The sequence below is a fragment of the Methanofollis fontis genome, assembly GCF_004297185.1.
In the GTDB taxonomy this organism is placed as follows: Archaea; Halobacteriota; Methanomicrobia; order Methanomicrobiales; family Methanofollaceae; genus Methanofollis; species Methanofollis fontis.
The window spans coordinates 40,534-60,078 of the sequence record NZ_PGCL01000001.1; the positions used below are offsets into that span (position 1 = coordinate 40,534).

Sequence of the window (19,545 nt, forward strand, 5' to 3'; positions counted from 1 at the left end):
ACCCCCTGATCTCCCCTCACTCTCCGTAGAGCCCTGCCGCCTCGACACCGCGGTTGCCCCAGAGCACGGCGCCCAGGGCACCGATCCGCCCCTTGCTCCGTGCCGAGTCGATGAAGGTGATGCCAAGACGCTCTGCCTCGGCCTCGACCTCCTCGCGGGTGAGGATATCGGTCTTGATCCGGCGAGAGTAATCTGATACCGGAATTTCGATCCCCCGATAATAGGCGATCCCGGTGTCGCCGGAGACGGCGTTGCTCTCCACATACTCCTTCACGAACGCCAGGAGGGGCTCCACCGAACCCGAACGCACGGCGAAGTTCAGCACCGATCCGACACAGTTCGTCGTCTTCTTTGGTACGGCCGGGTTGAGCTGCACCAGCCGCATATTAAGGTACTCAACTCCGGGGATCATGCACGCCTCGGCGCACTTCAGGGCGAGCACCCAGGTGGCACCCTCCTGTTTGGTGTCTGTGTCGTCGATGCCGATCGTCACCTTCTCGTATTTCGGGGAAACGATCCGCACCCGGCAGACACGGGCACCGCCGATCTGCAGGTCCTCCTCGGTCGGGTACTCGGCCCGGATCACGCCGGGCGCCTGCGGCAGGCATGCGGCCACACCCACACCGGCACCGGCGATCCCCGCCCAGGTGGTCACGACTTCCTCCCCCTGCACCTCGACACCTTCGAGGGCCTGACCGCCGATCTCCTTTCCGGCAGCGCCGAAATGAGCCTCATATCTGCCGAGGCGGGCCTTCATCGTCATCGATGACCCCTGCGCCTCGGCAGAGGACAGCGCCCCGCCGGCACGCCGTCGGTTCATCATGTCCCACTCGATGGTGCCGCGGTGGCGGCAGGACTCCAGGATCTCCGCCGTTCCGGCCTGTTCATCCACCATGACAATGAATTTCTGTGCAAACAGGGGTCCGAAGCGGGCCCTGACCTCGTCGGGTGTGAGTGTGATCATGATTATACACCGAAAATTTCGTTGACGAAATTATCGGCACCATTACGGATAAAGGGATCGGCGCTGCGGCGGGGCAGAACTCCCCGCTCGCCGGTGAAGGTCAGGACCGGGCACCATCCGATGGAGTACACCGGCGTTCTGGATGACAGGATCAGGACGGAGAAGTGACAATTGGTATCTTATCCGGTGCATGATCCGGACCCCCGGATCACCGCACACATGAAAAAAAGTTAGAAGAGATCCTTCAGGTCGATCTTGAAGGGTCCGAGGCTGCCGCCGAAGTTGCCGGCGCTGATGAAGACAACACCCGGCACCATGCATGCCGCTCTGATGCCCTCGGCCATCGCCTCCTTCACGGCCTCCTCGTCCAGACCGTCGATGACGATCTCGTAGAGCGCCTTCACACCTTCGGGGACCATGGAGCCCTCGACCTTCTCACGCAGGGTCGGGCAGTATTTCTCGTTCGTGCTTGCGGGCATGAACTTGTATTTGTTGCTGCCGACCTTTGAGCCCGAGGCGACGATGCCGCCCGGGAAGGGAGTGACAACACCGCAGACGGCGCTGATCGCATCGACTGCTGCCTGGGCGCCGGTGAGGGCCGCCATCTGGTTCTCGCCCATCACAAAGAAGTTGCCGCCGGCAACGCCCTTGACGATGCCGAAGTCCTCCTCACCGACATATTCGCCGTTCATGATCGGGATCGCCCAGCACTGCCGGCCGCCGACTTCCTTCTTGTACTCAAAGCCGTCGCCGAAGAAGTGGAGCTTCACCGGGATACGCTCCTCGGCCTCGGGCAGACCGTCGAATACGGCGGTGGTCGGGGCGGTGAGCACACACTCGGCAAGCCGCTCAACGACCTGCTCCTTCAGCTTCTTCTTGCCGGCACAGATGAGAATCGCATATCCGGGCCTTCCGTCCGGGGTCTCGTCTGCAGAGACGAATCCCTCGATGCCTGCCTCACAGGGGCATCCGATGGCGGAGGTTGCGAAACCGGTCGCCTCGGTTGCCGCCTTGTAGGCCCACTCCTCGGTGACGGCGGTGATGATTACCCGGCACACCCACGTCGGAAATGCCTCAGCATACGTGTCGTCGATGGTCACACCATTATACTCCATATATACACCTCATGTGCTGAGGGGCGGGCCCTGCCCGACACCCCGTACACTGAATAGAGAATGCAACAGGGGAACAGATGAAGATTTCTATATGCAGAACAGACCATTCGGACCGGTCCCGGGCGGGCACTGGACCCGACCGGCAACACCCGATTACCCTGACAGATGAGCATGGGCACCGGGCAGGCAGCCATCCGGCGGGGAACTGGAGAATATTTCCGCTGAAAACCCCAACGCACAATTTTTCAGTCGTCAGAGCCCCGATGCATTTAATCTTCGCCGTGAATCAACACATTTCAATTGATCGACTTCCAAAAACAGGTTTTTTCCCTGCCCTCTCATTCAGAAGGTTTATGTATATTATTTTCCAACTCTTTCTTAATCGATTTTATATCGAGATAGCTGGTGCGTGAAACCATGGCATTTGCAGTGCATGTAAACATGGAACGGTGTACCGGTTGTAACAATTGTGTGGTCGCGTGCCCAGTGGATGCACTGGAGCTCAACACCGTGGATCCTGTCACAACCGACAAGATCTACAAGGTGATGAACGGCAAGGCAATCGTCCTTGACGTTGATCACGAGCTCTGCGCCGGTTGTGGCGTATGTGTCGAGGCGTGTCCGTACAATGTGATACGGCTGGTCTTTGGACCGATTCAGTCCGGGCCGGGTGCCCAGACACAAGGATAATAGGAGTGAGGGTAATTCATGCCGATATTTCCAAAATTCTCCAAGAAGAGAGATGGTGTAAACATCATCAACGAGCAGAGACTTCTGCAGCAGGCAAACCACCTGATTCTTGATACCCAGCGGTGCACAGGCTGCGGTATCTGTTCGGAGTCCTGCCCCGAGGATGCAATTGCGATCAGTATGGTCGGAGCGACCAAGAGGAAGAATGCAGTCGACTACGCTACCCCGGTGAACATTGACGAAGTCAAGTGTTCCTACTGTGGCGTCTGCGTCATCATGTGCCCCTTCAACGCCCTGACCCTGAAGATCGACGGCGAAGAACGACTCCCCATCGTTGAGAAGGAGGGCTTCCCGCAGTACGACATGGTCACGAAAGTTGACGAAGAGAAGTGCGTCAGGTGCACCGTCTGTGAAGACGTCTGCCCCCGCGATGCCATCGACCGCGACGTCCCCGAGTTCGAGGGAGCGAGCGATGATGGCCGCGACCGCCAGAGCGCCCTGACATCGAAGACCACCTTCACGGTCGACACCGAGAAGTGTACGGTCTGTGGTGTCTGCGGAGCACTCTGCCCGGCGATCACCGTCAAGCGCAAACCCTTCACCGCCGAGACTGGCGACGTCGAGGGCGACGTCCTCTGGGAGGAGAGCCTCTGCGACGGTTGTACGGTCTGTGTCGAAGCCTGCCCCGAGGAGGCAATCACGGTCACCCGCGAGGTCGAATCAAAGGTGCTCCCCGGCAAGGTCAACATCATCGAGGATGAGTGCTGCACCTGCCGCTGGTGTGCAATCAACTGTCCGACCGAGGCGATCACCGTCGAGAAGATCTTCGAGGGCGAGATCGAGTTCCACGCTGAGAAGTGCCCCGGCGGATGCTCGACCTGCGCCGAGATCTGCCCGGCCAATGCGATCTATCTCCCGTCCCCGTCCCCTGCAGCCCAGATGAAGGGGGAGAAGGAGGCAAACATCGCCGTCAACAAGGATCTCTGCATCCTCTGCGGCGCCTGTGTGAACGCCTGCCCGGGTGAGGACATCATCGTCCTGAAGCGGACCGGCATCAGGGTGAAGGGCAAGGAGACCGACCTGTACAACAGGATCAAGGACAAACTCCTGACGCCGAGGACCTCGAAGGTCAAGGAAGGCGTAGCCCCCGGCTCAGTGGAACTGAAGGCCCTGGAGAAGGCGTGAGGTGCACCATGGCAAAAGGATATAACGACCCTGCAATGGAAGAGAAGTTCCAGGACAGGTACTTCCATTCTGAAGACAGCAACCCCGAATTTACCAAGAAGGTCGAGGAGATCTCCCGCACCATTGCACACATGTGCTACCAGTGCGGTACCTGCACAGGTTCCTGCCCCTCGGCACCCCGTTCGAGCTACCGTATCCGGCGGTTCGTCCGCCGTGCCGTGATGGGTCTTGAGAACGAATCACTCACCGACCCGGACCTCTGGCTCTGCACCACCTGCTACAGCTGCACCGACCGCTGTCCGCGTGACATCGCCCCGACCGACATCATCATGGCGATGCGCAACCTGGCCTTCCAGAGGGACATCATCCCGAGGAACTTCCTCAAGACGATCCAGCTCATCTACACCACCGGTCACGGTGTGCCCAACAACGACGTGAACCGGGCAGCTCGTGTGAAGCTCGGTCTTGAGGCCGAACCGGAGACGACCCACAAGTATCCCGAATACCTGCCGGGCATCCAGAAGATCATGGACCACTACAAGATGAAAGAGAATGCAGACAGAATCCTCTCGGAGGGTGAGTGAGAATGCACAACGGCATGCACGAGTATGCATTCTTCCTGGGATGCATCGCACCGAACCGCTACCCGGGCTGTGAGGCCGCCGCCATCAAGACGAGCAGGGCACTCGGCATCGAACTCCTTCCCCTGAAGGGTGCGAGCTGCTGCCCGGCACCGGGCGCATTTGGCGCCGCCGACCTCTATGTCTGGTATGCGATGGCCGCACGCAACATCGTCCTCGCCGAGGAGATGGGCAAGGACATCACCCTGATCTGCAACGGCTGCTACAAGTCGATCTACGAGGTCAACGAGCGCCTGAAGGAGCACGACGACCTTCGCGACGGCGTCAACGAGGTTCTCGCCGAGATCGACATGGAGTTCAAGGGGAGCATCGATGTCTACCACCTGGCCGAACTCTACTACGACCCCAAGATCTGTGGTGTCGAGAAGATCCGCGAGTCGGTTGTCCGTCCGCTCGAAGGCACGAAGATCGCCGTCCACTATGGATGCCACCTTCTCAAGCCGATCAAGGAGCGCCGGTTCACCGATGCGGAGAACCCGATGTGGATCGAGGAGCTCGTCGAGGCGCTCGGCGCCGAGACCGTCCAGTACCGCAACAAGATGCAGTGCTGCGGCGCAGGCGGCGGTGTCCGCGGCTTTGATATCGCCCACTCGCTGGACATCACCAACGAGAAGCTGATTAACGTCACCGAAGCAGGCGCGGACGCCATCACCGAAGTCTGTCCGTTCTGCCAGCTCCAGTACGACCGCGGTCAGATCGAGATCAAGGATAAGTTCGGTATCGAATGGGGCATTCCGGTGCTTCACTACAACGAACTGCTGGGCCTTGCCCAGGGGATGAGCCCCCAGGAGCTTGCGCTTGACCTCCACGGCATCGACTGCAAGCCGTTCCTGGACAAGATCCTGTAAGGGAGGAATATCAATGGCAGAAGAGAAGAAACAACCCAGAATTGGTGTGTTTGTGTGCCACTGCGGTACCAACATCGCAGGCTCTGTTGACATCGAGGCGGTGAAGGACTACGCGATGAGCCTCCCGAACGTCATCGTCGCAGACGACTACCAGTATATGTGTTCAACGCCGGGTCAGAGCAAGATCATCGATGCGATCCATGAGGCCGACCTCACCGGTGTCGTCGTTGCAGCATGCACGCCCCGTCTCCACGAGCCGACCTTCCGGACGGCCACAAAAGAGGGCGGACTCAATCCGTTCCGCTTTGAGATGGCGAACATCCGTGACCAGAACTCGTGGGTGCACATGCATGACCGCGAGGGCGCCACCGAGAAGGCGAAGGACCAGGTCCGCATCGCCGTCGCGAAGGCGTCCCTGCTCGAGGACCTTTACCCGAAGAGCGTGCCCGTCGAGCATGCAGCCATGGTCGTCGGCGCCGGTGTCGGCGGTATCCAGGCCGCACTCGACCTGGCAAACGCCGGGATCAAGACCTACCTGATCGAGAAGTCGCCGACCGTCGGCGGACGCATGTCCCAGCTCGACAAGACCTTCCCGACGCTCGACTGTTCGCAGTGTATCCTCACCCCGAAGATGGTGGACGTCGGACGTCACCCGAACATCGAGCTCTACACTTACACCGAGGTCGAGGAGGTCAACGGCTACATCGGCAACTTCGACATCACCCTCCGCAAGAAGGCCCGCGGCGTCATGAGCCCGACCGAAGCGGCGGCAAAGGGAATCGAGGGCGGCGGCTGCAACGGTTGTGGCGACTGTGACGCCGTCTGTCCGGTCATCAAGCCGAACCCGTTCGAGTTCGGCATGAAGCCCAGAAAGGCGATCTACATCTACCACCCGCAGGTCGTCCCCCTGGTCTACACCATCGACTTCGACTCCTGTGTGAAGTGCGGGCTGTGTGTCGAGGCATGCGGCGAGAAGAAGGCCATCGACCTGGAAATGGAGGACTCCTTCGAGACCGTCAAGGTCGGCACCGTTGTCCTGGCCACCGGCTACGACATCTTCCCGATCGAGAAGAAGCGCGAATGGGGCTACAAGCAGTTCGACAACGTCATCACCTCGCTTGAGTTCGAGCGCCTGATCTGTGCGTCCGGTCCGACCGGCGGTCACCTGATCCGTCCGTCCGACGGCGTGACCCCGAAGAAGGTCGCATTCGTCCTCTGTGCGGGCTCCCGTGACAACACCGGCGTCGGCAAGCCCTACTGCAGCCGCTTCTGCTGCATGTACTCGCTCAAGCACGCCCACCAGATCATGGAGAAGATCCCTGGATGCACGCCCTACATCTTCTACATGGACATCCGGTCCTTCGGCAAGATGTACGAGGAGTTCTACTACCGCATCCAGGACGAGGGTGCGAAGTTCATCCGCGGCCGTGTAGCAAACGTCCTCGAAGATGCAAAGACCAAGAACCTTCACGTCTATGCCGAGGACACCCTGCTTGCACGCCCCATTGACCTCGAGGTCGACATGGTCGTTCTCGCCGCCGCCATCCAGCCCAACGATGATGAGGCCACCGTCAGGAAACTCTTCGGTGTCTCCAAGTCGATGGACGGCTGGATGCTTGAGGCTCACCCGAAGCTGAACCCCTGCGGCACCACGACCGCCGGTATCTTCCTGGCCGGCGTCTGCCAGGGCCCCAAGGACATCCCCGACACGGTCGCCCAGGCCGAGGGTGCAGCATCTGCGGCATCCATCCCGATCCACATGGGCAAGGTGGAGCTCGAGCCCTACTTCGCACAGTGCATCGAGGAGAAGTGTGCGGGATGCGGAATGTGCATCAGCCAGTGCCCCTACTCCGCTCTCGACCTCGTCGAGAAGGACGGGCGCAAGGTCATGCAGGTCACCGAGGCGAAGTGCAAGGGCTGCGGCACCTGCGGCGGTTTCTGCCCCGGCGGTGCGATTTACATGCAGCACTTCACGACCCCACAGATTGTAGCGCAGATTGACGCATTCCTCCTCGGAGGTGAGGAGTAAATGGCAGAACAGGAATGGCAACCGAAGATCATCGCCATCATCTGCAACTGGTGTTCGTACGCCGGTGCAGACCTTGCGGGTTCAGCCCGTACCCAGTACCCGCCCGACGTCCGTGCCATCCGTGTGATGTGCACCGGCCGTGTTGACCCGCTCTTCGTCATGAAGGCATTTGCCGACGGAGCAGACGGCGTGCTCATCTCGGGCTGCCACTTCGGCGACTGCCACTACCTTGCAGGGAACTTCAAGTGCGCCAAGAGGATGTTCCTCATGAAGAGTGTCCTCAAGGACCTCGGCATCGAGGACACCCGTCTGCGCATGACGTTTGTTTCCGCATCCGAGGGTGCAAAGTGGGCAAAGGTCATGGAGGACGTTGTCGACACCATCAAAGAACTTGGTCCGAGCCCCCTCAACGAGCTGAAGGCGTAAGCGACGGAGGATGTTACGGTGCCAGTAATTGAATTGAATCTGATATCAGGCCGGACGATCCAGCAGGGCGTCTCAATGGAGGGCGGGAAAGAAAAACCCGCCTACACCAAGGCCTGCGGCATCATCGAGATGGATGATGCCGACTTCAAGCGCCTGGGCGCCTGGAGAAACACCAACGTCCGTGTCACCAGCGAGTACGGCAGCGTCGTCGTCAAGGCAGTGCAGGCGACCCAGGGGCCCCACCCGGGACTCGCGTTTATCCCGATGGGACCGTGGGCAAACCAGGTCATCAGCCCGAACACCTACTCCACGGGCATGCCGACCTTCAAGGGCGTGCCGGTGACGGTCGAGGTCGCCAATGATCAACCAGTGTTCGACGCTCTCGAACTCGTTCGCAAAGCCTGCAGGGGTGAGATCTGATGTCGAAAATTATCACCGATGTGGTCTGTCCGTTCTGCGGTACCCTCTGTGACGACCTTGAGGTCAAGGTCTCTGACGACGGCTCAAAGATCGAGGAGGTCTACAACGCCTGCGTCATCGGCACGGAGAAGTTCCTGCATTCACAGGCCACGGACCGCCTGACGGTCCCGATGAAGAAGGACGATGCCGGTGAGTGGCATGAGACGAGCATGAACGACGCCGTGGAGTACACGGCCCAGATGCTCGCCAACGCCAAGAAGCCACTCATGTACGGCTGGTCCTCAACCTCCTGTGAGGCGCAGAGCATCGGTCACGAGATCGCAGAGCTCTGCGGCGCAGTCGTCGACAACACCGCCACCGTCTGCCACGGCACCACCCTTATCGCCGTGCAGGATGTCGGTGTGCCGAGCTGCACCCTCGGTGAGGTGAAGAACCGCGCCGACCGGATCATCTTCTGGGGCTGCAACCCGGCCCACGCCCACCCGCGGCACATGAGCCGCTACTCGATCTTCCCGAGGGGATTCTTCACCGGGAAGGGTCACAAGGCACGGAAGATGATCGTCGTCGACCCGCGGAAGACCGATACCGCAGGGATGGCCGACATCCACATGCAGATCGAGCAGGGAAGGGACTACGAACTCCTGAGCGCCCTGCGTGTGGCAGTCCGCGGCGCCCCGCTGCCCGAGACGGTGGCAGGCATCCCGAGAGAGATCATCCAGGATGCAGCCGATACCCTGAAGAGCGGCCGTTTTGTGGTGATTTTCTTCGGCATGGGTGTGACCCAGTCGCTCTCGAAGAACCACAACATCGACATGGCCATCATGCTCACCAAGGACCTCAATGAGCACACCAAGGCAGCCATCATGCCGATGCGCGGGCACTACAATGTCACGGGATCCGGCGAGGTCATGGGGTGGCAGTTCGGCTACCCGTTCTCGATCGATCTCTCCCGCGGCTTTGCCCGCTACAACCCCGGCGACTCGAGTTCGAATGACCTCCTGCGCCGCGGCGAGGTGGATGCAGTGTTTGTCCTCGGATCAGATCCGGGTGCGCACTTCCCGTTCTCCTCGGTGAAGAAGATCTGGGACCTCCCGTCGGTCTGCGTCGAACCGCATTACACGCCGACAACGGCGGTCAGCAAACTCCATGTCCCGGTCGCCTTTGTCGGCGTCGAGGTCGGAGGATGCGCCTATCGCATGGATGCCGTCCCGATCCACTGTCGGAAGGTCGCCGAACCGCCCGAGGGTGTGCTCACCGACGAGGAGTTCCTCAAGCTCGTGCTCGCACGTGTCAAGGAGATCAAGGGGGTAGCATAACATGGCAGAATACCTCATCAAAAACGGATTCGTCTTTGACCCGGTCCTCGGGATCAACGGCGATAAGACCGACATCGCCATCAAGGACGGCAAGATCGTCGAGTCGACCGCGCTCTCGAGCGCTACGGTCATCGACGCAGCCGGCAAGACCGTGATGGCAGGCGGTGTTGACGTTCACGCCCATGTGGCGGGTCCGAAAGTCAACGCCGGCCGCAATTTCCGTCCAGAGGACAAGCTCTTCACCTATGAGTCAGGGAAGGGCGTCAGGAGGATGGCGGGCGGGTTCTCTGTCCCGACCACCTTCAAGACGGGCTACTCGTACGCCCGCATGGGATACACGACCGTGATGGAAGCGGCAATGCCGCCCCTCTACGCCCGTCACACCCATGAGGAGATGCGGGACACCCCGATCATCGACGAGGGTGCATACCCGGTCTTCGGGAACAACTGGTTTGTTCTCGAGTACCTCAAGAACAACGAGGTCGAGAACACCGCGGCCTACATCTCCTGGCTCCTGCGGACCACGAAGGGCTATGCCGTCAAGATCGTCAACCCCGGCGGCACCGAGGCATGGGGATGGGGTCTGAACTGTAACTCGGTCCACGACCCGGTCCCGTACTTCGACATCACGCCGGCCCAGATCATGAAGGGTCTGATGGAGGCAAACGAGTACCTCAAGCTCCCGCACTCCATCCACATCCACACCAATAACCTGGGCAACCCCGGCAACTACGAGACCACGCTGGACACCTTCAAGCTCTTCGAGGGAGAGAAGCCGAAGGACGAGTTCGGCCGCCAGCAGGTGATGCACCACACCCATGTCCAGTTCCACTCCTATGGTGGCGACAACTGGGGCAACATGGAGTCGAAGGCCGACACGATCATGGACTATGTCAACGCCCATGACAACCTGACCATCGACATCGGGCAGGTCACCCTGGACGAGACCACGACGATGACCGCGGACGGTCCGTTCGAGCACCACCTCACCGAACTGAACCACCTGAAGTGGACGAACCGTGATGTGGAACTTGAGACCTGTGCAGGGATCGTGCCCTACGTCTACTCGCCCAACATCAAGGTCTGCGGTATCCAGTGGGCTATCGGCCTTGAACTGGCGCTGCTTGCCAAGGACCACATGCGTGTCCACCTGACCACCGACCACCCGAACGCCGGACCCTTCACCAGGTACCCGCGTGTCATGAAGTGGCTGATGAGCCAGAAGGCCCGTGAGGCCCAGCTCGACGCCATGAAGTGGGGCGACAAGGTCAGGGGCCAGAGCCTGATCTCAGGCATCGACCGTGAACTGAGCCTCTACGAGATCGCGATGATGACCCGTGCGGGTACGGCCAAGTGTCTTGGTCTTGCTCACATGTACGGCAGCCTCAAGCCCGGTCTCGAGGGCGATGTGGCCGTCTACGACTACAACCCCGAGACCGCCGACGATCCCGAGCAGATCGAGCGTGCCTTCGGCAATGCCGCCTACCTCTTCAAGGCAGGCGAGATGGTTGTCAAGGACGGCGAGATTCTCAGCAACGGGCGGAAGCGCACCCTGTGGGTGGACGTCAAGGTCAAGGAGAACCCGCAGGTCATGCGTGATGTCACCGAGAAGTTCCTCAAGTACTACACGGTCACGCAGGCGAACTACGAGGTTCACGAGGAAGGCTACATCAGGAATCCCTACCGCATCGAGGTGGATGCAACCCAGTAAGGTGATGGCAAATGGAGACAGTAACACTCACACCCAGGGCCCAGCCTGAACTCTACATCGACGCGGAGAACGTCACCCCTGATGCATTTGCCGGAAAGAGCGCTGCGGAGATCGAGGCGATCCATGTCCATGAGGGCAACCAGACCCAGATGCTCGGCGATTACTTCACCGTATCCGGTAAGGGCGGTGCGACTGCCGCAGAGACGCGGATCGTAATCAACGGCGACGTCGTCCGGGTCAAGTACCTCGGCATGCGGATGACGGCCGGCGAGATCGAGATCAAGGGCAGTGCAGACATGTATGTCGGCGCCTGGATGGAAGGCGGCAAGATCCATGTCACCGGCAGTGTCGATGCCTTCGCCGGCACCGGCATGAAGGGCGGCGACCTGATCATCGACGGCAATGCCGGCAACTACCTAGGCGCCGCCTACCGTGGCGACTGGCGCGGCATGCAGTCCGGCACCATCAGGGTGAAGGGCAATGCCGGTTCCGATATCGGGACCTTCATGAACGGCGGCACCATCATCATCGAGGGCGATGTCGACGTCCATGTCGGCACCCACGCCGAGGGCGGCACCATCATCGTGAAGGGCAACGGCAAGTCCAAGATCGGCGGTCAGATGGTGAAGGGGGACATCTATGTCTTCGGCACCATCGACGTCATGATGCCGGGCTATATCTACCGGAAGGACGTCGACCTCGAGGTCGACGGCACAAAGGCGACCTTCGCCCACTATGAGGGCGACATGGGCGAACGCCACGGCAAACGCAAAGGCCAGGTCATTTACGGCAACATCTATCAGAAATACTGATATCCCCTTTTTTTTCTTCGGTCTCGTGCGTTACGCACCGTCCATTCCCATTCTCTGTGTCACACCCTTCACGAATACTGCCGGGCAGTGCAGGACCGACTGGGATCGAGATTTAAAATTTTAGCAAAACATGGGCAGAAATCAAAATGAATACAACATTCTAAATATTTCAGGAAAATAACCAAGCGCAGCCATGTTTCACATAATATACACACCACATTAATACTGAATAACACACAGTGGATCCATTGTCACACTTTATCCCTGCCAGCCCCGGCGTCCGAAACTACTATTTGAAGATTCTTTCTCTCCTCCCATATTCAATCAGATGTATATAGGCTCATTCTGCCCCGTCAAACACAACCCTTATATGGCGAGATGATGATTATGCAATTGTCCCCTGAGGGACGTGCAGTAGTACCAGCAGCGATTATCAGTGTCTCCTTTAGTGTTCATCGCACAGTTCCTGTAGTGTATAGTAAAAAAACGTAATCTGGAGGAATTATATGGCAAAATATTCAGACACGATTGACCTTTACGACGACGAGGGCAAGCTGCTCAAGAGCGGCGTCACCCTCGAGAAGGTCAGCCCGGTTGTGAACCCCGCGATCAAGAAGATGATCGACCTCACCAAGAGGACGATCGCCGTCAACCTCGCCGGCATCGAGAACGGTGTCAAGACTGGCGCCGTCGGAACGAAGGCCGACAAGATCATGGGCAGGACCCTTGACCTTGACATCGTCAAGGACTCCGACGCCATCATGGCCAAGGTAAAGGAGATGGTCCAGGTCGAGGAGGGCGACGACACCAACCTGAAGAACTTCGGCGGCAAGCTCTATCTCGTCGAGGTCCCGAAGGCCCGTATCGAGGCGGCCGCCACCTACGACGCCGCCATCACCTCGGTCGCCGCCGCAACCACCTATGCACTTCTCGACCAGTATGACATCGGCGCCTTTGATGCAGGCATCGTCAAGGCAGCGGTCTGGGGTACCTACCCGCAGACCATGGACATGAAGGGCGCAAACGTCGCTTCCATCCTGTCCATCCCGCAGAACAACGAAGGTCTCGGCTTTGCCCTCAGGAACATCCCGGCCAACCACACCGTGATGATCACGGCCCGCAACGCCATGCAGGGCGCTGCCCTTGCATCCACCTTCGAGCAGGCCGGCCAGTTTGAGATGGGCAACGCCATCGGTCCCTTCGAGCGTGCCCAGCTCCTCGGCTACGCCTACCAGGGCCTGAACGCCAACAACATTGTCTATGACCTCGTCAAGGCGAACGGCGCAAGCGGCACCATCGGTACCGTTGTCCAGTCCCTGGTCGAGCGTGCGATCGAGGACGGCGTCATCGCTCCGGGCAAGAAGGGCGGCTACTTCCAGTACTACGACACCAAGGACCCGATGCTCTGGAACGCCTATGCCGCAGCAGGCACCCTGGCAGCCACCATGGTCAACTGTGGTGCCGGCCGGTTCGCACAGGCCGTCTCCTCGACCCTGCTCTACTTCAACGACCTCATCGAGCACGAGACCGGCCTGCCGGGCTGTGACTACGGTCGTGTGATGGGTACTGCCGTCGGTTTCTCGTTCTTCAGCCACTCGATCTATGGTGGCGGCGGTCCGGGTATCTTCAACGGCAACCACGTCGTGACCAGGCACTCCGCCGGTTTCGCCATCCCGTGTGTGGTCGCCGCCTGCTGTGTCGATGCCGGCACCCAGATGTTCGCCCCGGAGGGCACGTCCAAGATCTACGGCGAGACCTACGGCAAGATCGAAGAGTTCGCAAAACCGCTCCAGCACATTGCAAACGCTGTATAAGGTAGTCGTCTGATGACAGAAGCCACATATCCCCAGTGCAGGATTGTGCCAGCGCGTTTCCTCAATCCGGAGACGGTCGAGAACCTCCTCAACCGCTTTCTGGAGGTCGGTGGCATCAGGAAGCTGGTCCTCAACGGACCGCGCCTCCCCACCACCGTCCCCTATGGCCCGGCCCGCGGTCAACCGAATCCACACCAGATGCGGAGGGTGATCCGGGTCGGCGACCAGGACGTGGAACTCCAGGTGCAGGTGGGGACGATCCTCCTCGAACTCGAAGATAGGTCCTACATCGATGGGATCAAAAAGGCATGCGAAGAGGTCTTTGTCAAGTTCCCATTCGGATTCTCTGAAGGGAAATACATGAAGACCGAAGCGACCGTTTCAGATTATGCAAAATACGGCCCCGATGCGGATAAAATGTTTCTCGGTACCACCGATCCAAAAAGCCGCAGCGGACCGCTGATCATTCAGGGAACCAAATAATATGCCGATCGGACGGGTAACCCAGGTAGTGGACTGCAGGGAGAGCATGGGGATGGGCAAAGGCGGGGGCCTGGCCCAGCGCGGCACCATCTCAGAATGCCGCCATCCGGATGTAATCGTCGTCGGCATGTCGCCGGGACGCCGGCATGTAACAAAGCCGGTGTGTGACATCACATCCGCCCTGCGACGCGAGGGCGTTGAATTTTCCGTCAGCACCCTTGTATTGAACGCAGGAAGCGGTGTCCCTCCCGACGCTCCGAAGATTGCCGGATCAGTCCTTGGCGCCTACTTCGGGCTTACCGAAAGAGAGATCGAGCAGATTGAAGAGCATAAGGTCGCGATCCTCCACCACGGGAACGTCAGGTCCCATGTGGTGCAGAAGATCCGGTTCATTCTGGAGCACGTCGACGTCAAGGCCGTCGTCGTCTCCCAGTGCCCGATCGACTACGAGGATCTCGCAAAGGAGGGCGTCAAAACCGCCCTCGTCATGCCGCCCCCTGAGAGTGTGAGGACAAAGGGAAGCGTGGAGACGATCGTCTCCGGCGTTACCAGAGGCCAGACCCCTTCACGGGAGAAGATGGCAGAAGTCATTGCAGCCGTTACCAGACTGATGAAAGAATAGAATTATTGAGGTGAAATTGTCTATGGCATACAAACCGCAGTTCGGACCGGGCACCTCCGCTGTCGCCGAGAACAGGCGCAAGCAGATGAACCCGGGCTACCAGCTGAGCAAAATTCGTGACGTGACCGACGAGGACGTCGTCCTGATCCTCGGACACCGGGCCCCCGGTGCGGCCTACCCGACCGCCCACCCGCCCCTGGCCGAGCAGCAGGAGCCCGACTGCCCTGTCCGCAAGCTCGTCACCCCGACCGATGGCGCAAAGGCCGGCGACCGCGTCCGCTACATCCAGTTCGCAGACTCGATGTTCAACGCACCGTCCCAGCCCTACCAGCGCACCTACATGGAATGCTACCGCTTCCGCGGCATCGACCCCGGTACGCTCTCCGGCCGTCAGATCGTCGAGTGCCGCGAGCGTGACCTTGAGAGCTACTCGAAGGAGCTGATCAACACCGAGGTCTTCGACCCGGCGCTCGTCTCCTGCCGTGGTGCGACCGTGCACGGTCACTCCCTCCGTCTCGCAGAGGACGGCATGATGTTCGACATGCTCCAGCGCTGTGTGCTCGGCGCAGACGGCGTGGTCAAGTACGTCAAGAACCAGATCGGCGAGCCCCTGGACCGTGCGGTCGAGGTCGGCAAGCCCATGGACGCAGAATGGCTCAAGGCAAACACGACCATCTTCCACTCGCTCGCCGGCACGGCGTTCCGCGACGACCAGGAGTATGTTGAGTACGTCCAGCGGATCCACTCGCTGAGGACCAAATACGGCTTCATGCCGAAGGAGGAGTGATATACATGGCAAAGATTGAGAGGTCACAGAAGCTGTTCCTCAAGGCGCTCAAGGAGAAGTTCGAGGGGCAGGACGTCCAGTCCGAGAAGGCAGAGTTCTACAAGTTCGGCGGCCTCAAGCAGTCCCCGAGGAAACAGGAGTTCCTGAAGGAGTCCCGTGCCATCGAGATGCAGCGCGGTATCTCCATGTACGACCCCGAGCGCTGCCACCTTGGCGGCATCCCGATGGGTCAGCGCCAGCTGATGACCTACGAGGTCTCCGGCACCGGCGTGTTCGTTGAGGGTGACGACCTGCACTTCGTCAACAACGCTGCCATGCAGCAGTTCTGGGACGACATCCGCAGGACCGTCATCGTCGGCATGGACCTTGCCCACGCCACCCTGCAGAAGCGTCTCGGCAAGGAAGTCACCCCCGAGACGATCAACGAGTACCTCCACATCCTCAACCACGCCATGCCCGGCGCAGCCGTGGTCCAGGAGCACATGGTTGAGACCCACCCGGCGCTCACCGACGACTGCTACGTGAAGGTCTTTACCGGCGACGACGAACTCGCCGACGACATCGAGCCCCAGTTCCTCCTGAACATCGAGAAGCTCTTCCCGGCCAAGTCCGCGGAGGCCCTCAAGGCGGCGGTCGGCAAGTCGATGTGGCAGTCGATCCACATCCCGACGTCCGTCTCGCGCACCTGTGATGGCGGTACCACCTCCCGCTGGTCTGCGATGCAGATCGGTATGTCCTACATCGCCGCATACCGCATGTGCGCCGGTGAGGCCGCAGTCGCCGACCTGTCCTTCGCCGCCAAGCACGCTGGCGTCATCCAGATGGCCGACATCCTTCCGGCCCGCCGTGCACGCGGCCCGAACGAGCCCGGCGGCATCAAGTTCGGCCACTTCGCCGACATGATCCAGGCCGACCGCAAGTACCCCAACGACCCCGCCAAGGCATCACTCGAGGTTGTCGGTGCAGGTACGATGCTCTTCGACCAGATCTGGCTCGGTTCCTACATGTCCGGCGGTGTCGGCTTCACCCAGTACGCCACGGCGGCGTACACCGACAACATCCTTGACGAGTTCACCTACTACGGTATGGACTACATCAAGGACAAGTACAACGTCGACTGGAAGAACCCGAACGCCGGTGACAAGGTCAAGGCCTCGCAGGAGGTCGTCAACGACATCGCCTCCGAGGTCACCCTCAACGCCATGGAGCAGTACGAGCAGTTCCCGACCATGATGGAGGACCACTTCGGCGGTTCCCAGCGTGCCGGTGTCATCGCCGCTGCGTCCGGTCTCTCATCCGCCATTGCAACCGGCAACTCCAACGCCGGTCTCAACGGCTGGTACCTCTCCATGCTCATGCACAAGGAAGGCTGGAGCCGTCTCGGCTTCTTCGGCTACGACCTGCAGGACCAGTGTGGTTCGACCAACTCGCTCTCCGTCCGTCCGGACGAGGGTGCGATCGGCGAGTTCCGCGGCCCGAACTACCCGAACTACGCCATGAACGTCGGCCACCAGGGCGAGTACGCCGCCATTGTGGGCAGTGCCCACTACACTCGCGGCGATGCCTGGTCGATGAACCCGCTGATCAAGATCGCCTTCGCGGACCCCTCGCTGAAGTTCGACTTCGCCGAACCTCGCCGCGAGTTCGCAAAGGGTGCGATCAGGGAGTTCATGCCGGCAGGCGAGCGCTCGCTGATCATCCCGGCGAAATAATCCAACAACACAATTTTTTTTTCTTTACTGCAAGACAGTATTCCAAAAAACGCAGTATTATCCCATTTTGGGTATTTTAAACAAAATAATGGGAGTATTGCCAATACTTTCCGAAACATTTAATTAAATCATAAACGACTGTTAAATGAACCACAAAGAGTTTGTACTCCATCTGTGTGGTAACGCGAAGTGAAATCTCTCGTGCATCGTAGTGCGCTGGGAGGGAGACGAATGGAAAGCATATTATTAGGCGTAGGAGTAACAGCATTGGCAGGTGCTCTTGCTACTGTTGCCGGCGCTGCCGAGGACACTGAGTCTAACATCGGATCACAGGGTGACCCGAACTCTCAGGTCCAGCTGGCACCGCAGATGGGCTATATTCACCGGATTTACAACAAGGCAGTATCCGGTGAACCGCCCGCATACGGTCTGTGGGTCACTATCGGCGCTGGCGTAGCCTGGGCATTTATGGTCACCGGAATGAATCCGGTGCTTGCGATTGTTATTGCATCCGCACTTGCGATCTTTGTGCAGGGGGCGTATGCGACGACCGCCTATCTCGGGCGGACGGCGAGTCTGAACAAATTTGAACAGCCGGTGTACATCGACCTCCTGAAGTCGGTCACCACCGTCACGATGGCGCATGCCTTTGTAGCGGTGTTTACGACGGTATCGATGTGCTATCTTCTGAACGCGGCCCTTGGCCACCCGTTCCCGCTGGCTCTTCTCGGTATCGTCTGGGGTATTGCCCTCGGTGCCGCCGGTTCTGCGACCGGAAACCCGTTCTATGGAAAGGAGCGGCAGTACCAGTCCCAGAAGTTCGGCGCGGGCGTGCCGATCTCGGCATCCGGCAACATCGTCCGCTATGCCGAGGCAGGGCAGCGCAGCTCACTCGACAATGGCTGGTTCACCGGCAAGCTTGGCGGCCCGGCATCGGGCGTCTGCTTCGGGCTGATCGTGTTCCTCGAACTCTGGAGGACCGTCCTCTTTGAGGAGATCGCCGGAGGCTGGGGTGCGATCATCGCCGGCGTACTCATTATTCTGGTCTTCATGATCATCGACCGTTACGTTGAGGTCTGGGCCCGCAAGAACTACGGCCCGTACGTGAAGGCTGAGGAGGCAACTGCATGAGCGCCCTTGGTGGAGCAGCAGCAGGCGGAGAAGGCATCAACCCCATGGGGTCTGCCATCGGTATCGTCGTTCTCATCATAGCGGTTGCCATCACCGCAATCATGGCACCAGCAGCCCTCGGAGCCATCATCGGCGTGATCATCGGCGGCCTTCTCATCGGCTTCGGTGTGCACTTCGTGCCGGTCGGCGGTGCGCCGGCGGCCATGGGTCAGGCACCGGGTATCGCCACTGGTGTGGCAATGCTCGCGGCCGGTGCCGGTCTTGCCGGTCTCTTCGGCGGTGCATGGGCAGCGGCGAACCCGGCGTTCGGTATTGCGATCGTCATCGCGGCCGGCGCAGTCGGCGGCGGTCTGATGATGGCAATCACCTGTCTGATGGTGAACATCATCTATGTCTTCGGCATGGGTATCCCGTCCGCATCCGGTAAGGTCGACAAGGACCCGATCACCGGTGACTCACAGCCCGAGTACAAGTCTCAGGGTACCGAGGGTCACGGTCTGCCGTTCATCTCATATGTCGGCGGTGTGATCGGCGGTCTGCTCGGCGGTGCCGGCGGTACGCTCATCTACTATGAGCTTCTGCAGGTCTACTCGGCAGCGCTGCCCGCACTCTTCAACGCAGAGGCCGCTGAGGTTCTGCCTGTTGCGGTCTCGCTCGCGGGCATCTTTGCCATCGGCATGTTCCTGGTGAACGCTGTGCTTGCAGCGTACAACATCACGGGTACGATCGAGGGCCCGCACGACCCGAAGTTCAAGCGTTTCCCCCGTGCGATCATCGGGTGTGCCGTCGCTTCGGCGGTCTGCGGCCTGTTTGCAATTCTGATTGTGGTGGTGTAAGAG

Annotated in this window: 20 protein-coding genes; 18 read left to right on the forward strand and 2 right to left on the reverse strand. The window is 59.9% G+C overall.

Annotation, left to right across the window (positions count from 1 at the left end):
• Positions 1–16: 16 nt before the first annotated feature.
• Positions 17–964 (reverse strand): tRNA(Ile2) 2-agmatinylcytidine synthetase, encoded by a 948-nt coding sequence (locus tag CUJ86_RS00180; protein ID WP_130645549.1) that lies wholly within the window; start codon positions 962–964, stop codon positions 17–19.
• Positions 965–985: 21 nt separating this feature from the next.
• Between CUJ86_RS00180 and CUJ86_RS11710 the strand changes: the two genes are divergently transcribed.
• The gene (locus tag CUJ86_RS11710) at positions 986–1,132 is read left to right on the forward strand and encodes a hypothetical protein (protein ID WP_165394705.1); all 147 of its coding nucleotides are present in this window, start codon (positions 986–988) and stop codon (positions 1,130–1,132) included.
• Positions 1,133–1,194: 62 nt separating this feature from the next.
• Here the strand turns inward: CUJ86_RS11710 and fhcD are convergent, their stop codons facing one another.
• Positions 1,195–2,079 (reverse strand): formylmethanofuran--tetrahydromethanopterin N-formyltransferase, encoded by an 885-nt coding sequence (gene fhcD / locus CUJ86_RS00185; protein ID WP_130645550.1) that lies wholly within the window; start codon positions 2,077–2,079, stop codon positions 1,195–1,197.
• Between the two features lie 417 nt (positions 2,080–2,496).
• On the opposite strand from fhcD, the gene CUJ86_RS00190 reads away from it, so the two are divergent.
• From CUJ86_RS00190 to mtrD, 17 genes are all read left to right on the forward strand, one after another.
• Positions 2,497–2,769, forward strand: a complete 273-nt coding sequence (locus CUJ86_RS00190; protein WP_130645551.1) for a 4Fe-4S binding protein — start codon at positions 2,497–2,499, stop codon at positions 2,767–2,769.
• 18 nt (positions 2,770–2,787) lie between these two features.
• Positions 2,788–3,954: a 4Fe-4S binding protein gene (locus CUJ86_RS00195; RefSeq protein ID WP_130645552.1), complete on the forward strand. Its 1,167-nt coding sequence runs from the start codon at positions 2,788–2,790 to the stop codon at positions 3,952–3,954.
• Positions 3,955–3,962: 8 nt separating this feature from the next.
• On the forward strand, positions 3,963–4,538 hold the full coding sequence (gene hdrC, locus CUJ86_RS00200; RefSeq protein ID WP_130645553.1) for a CoB--CoM heterodisulfide reductase subunit C: 576 nt from the start codon (positions 3,963–3,965) through the stop codon (positions 4,536–4,538).
• A gap of 2 nt (positions 4,539–4,540) precedes the next feature.
• Complete coding sequence (gene hdrB / locus CUJ86_RS00205) at positions 4,541–5,443, forward strand: CoB--CoM heterodisulfide reductase subunit B (RefSeq protein WP_130645554.1); 903 nt, start codon at positions 4,541–4,543, stop codon at positions 5,441–5,443.
• 13 nt (positions 5,444–5,456) lie between these two features.
• A complete protein-coding gene (locus CUJ86_RS00210; protein ID WP_130645555.1) occupies positions 5,457–7,472 on the forward strand; it encodes a CoB--CoM heterodisulfide reductase iron-sulfur subunit A family protein in 2,016 nt (671 codons plus the stop codon).
• Positions 7,473–7,898, forward strand: a complete 426-nt coding sequence (locus CUJ86_RS00215; protein ID WP_130645556.1) for a hydrogenase iron-sulfur subunit — start codon at positions 7,473–7,475, stop codon at positions 7,896–7,898.
• An 18-nt stretch (positions 7,899–7,916) separates the two neighbouring features.
• Entirely contained in the window at positions 7,917–8,318 is a 402-nt protein-coding gene (locus tag CUJ86_RS00220; protein WP_130645557.1) for a molybdopterin dinucleotide binding domain-containing protein, read from the forward strand.
• Entirely contained in the window at positions 8,318–9,634 is a 1,317-nt protein-coding gene (locus tag CUJ86_RS00225) for a formylmethanofuran dehydrogenase subunit B (protein WP_130645558.1), read from the forward strand. Before CUJ86_RS00220 ends, CUJ86_RS00225 begins: the two co-directional genes overlap by 1 nt.
• A 1-nt stretch (position 9,635) precedes the next feature.
• Positions 9,636–11,345, forward strand: coding sequence for a formylmethanofuran dehydrogenase subunit A (locus CUJ86_RS00230; protein ID WP_130645559.1), 1,710 nt, complete (start codon positions 9,636–9,638; stop codon positions 11,343–11,345).
• An 11-nt stretch (positions 11,346–11,356) separates the two neighbouring features.
• Complete coding sequence (locus CUJ86_RS00235) at positions 11,357–12,157, forward strand: formylmethanofuran dehydrogenase subunit C (protein WP_130645560.1); 801 nt, start codon at positions 11,357–11,359, stop codon at positions 12,155–12,157.
• Between the two features lie 506 nt (positions 12,158–12,663).
• Positions 12,664–13,971 carry a coenzyme-B sulfoethylthiotransferase subunit beta gene (mcrB, locus tag CUJ86_RS00240; RefSeq protein ID WP_130645561.1) on the forward strand — a complete coding sequence of 436 codons (1,308 nt, stop codon included), beginning with the start codon at positions 12,664–12,666 and terminating at the stop codon, positions 13,969–13,971.
• Between the two features lie 12 nt (positions 13,972–13,983).
• Positions 13,984–14,454 carry a methyl-coenzyme M reductase operon protein D gene (gene mcrD, locus CUJ86_RS00245; RefSeq protein WP_130645562.1) on the forward strand — a complete coding sequence of 157 codons (471 nt, stop codon included), beginning with the start codon at positions 13,984–13,986 and terminating at the stop codon, positions 14,452–14,454.
• 1 nt (position 14,455) lies between these two features.
• A complete protein-coding gene (gene mcrC / locus CUJ86_RS00250) occupies positions 14,456–15,076 on the forward strand; it encodes a methyl-coenzyme M reductase I operon protein C (protein ID WP_130645563.1) in 621 nt (206 codons plus the stop codon).
• Between the two features lie 22 nt (positions 15,077–15,098).
• On the forward strand, positions 15,099–15,863 hold the full coding sequence (gene mcrG, locus CUJ86_RS00255) for a coenzyme-B sulfoethylthiotransferase subunit gamma (protein ID WP_130645564.1): 765 nt from the start codon (positions 15,099–15,101) through the stop codon (positions 15,861–15,863).
• A gap of 5 nt (positions 15,864–15,868) precedes the next feature.
• Complete coding sequence (gene mcrA / locus CUJ86_RS00260) at positions 15,869–17,575, forward strand: coenzyme-B sulfoethylthiotransferase subunit alpha (protein ID WP_130645565.1); 1,707 nt, start codon at positions 15,869–15,871, stop codon at positions 17,573–17,575.
• Between the two features lie 231 nt (positions 17,576–17,806).
• On the forward strand, positions 17,807–18,706 hold the full coding sequence (gene mtrE, locus CUJ86_RS00265; RefSeq protein ID WP_130645566.1) for a tetrahydromethanopterin S-methyltransferase subunit E: 900 nt from the start codon (positions 17,807–17,809) through the stop codon (positions 18,704–18,706).
• Positions 18,703–19,542 carry a tetrahydromethanopterin S-methyltransferase subunit D gene (gene mtrD / locus CUJ86_RS00270; RefSeq protein ID WP_130645567.1) on the forward strand — a complete coding sequence of 280 codons (840 nt, stop codon included), beginning with the start codon at positions 18,703–18,705 and terminating at the stop codon, positions 19,540–19,542. Before mtrE ends, mtrD begins: the two co-directional genes overlap by 4 nt.
• Positions 19,543–19,545 lie beyond the last annotated feature (3 nt).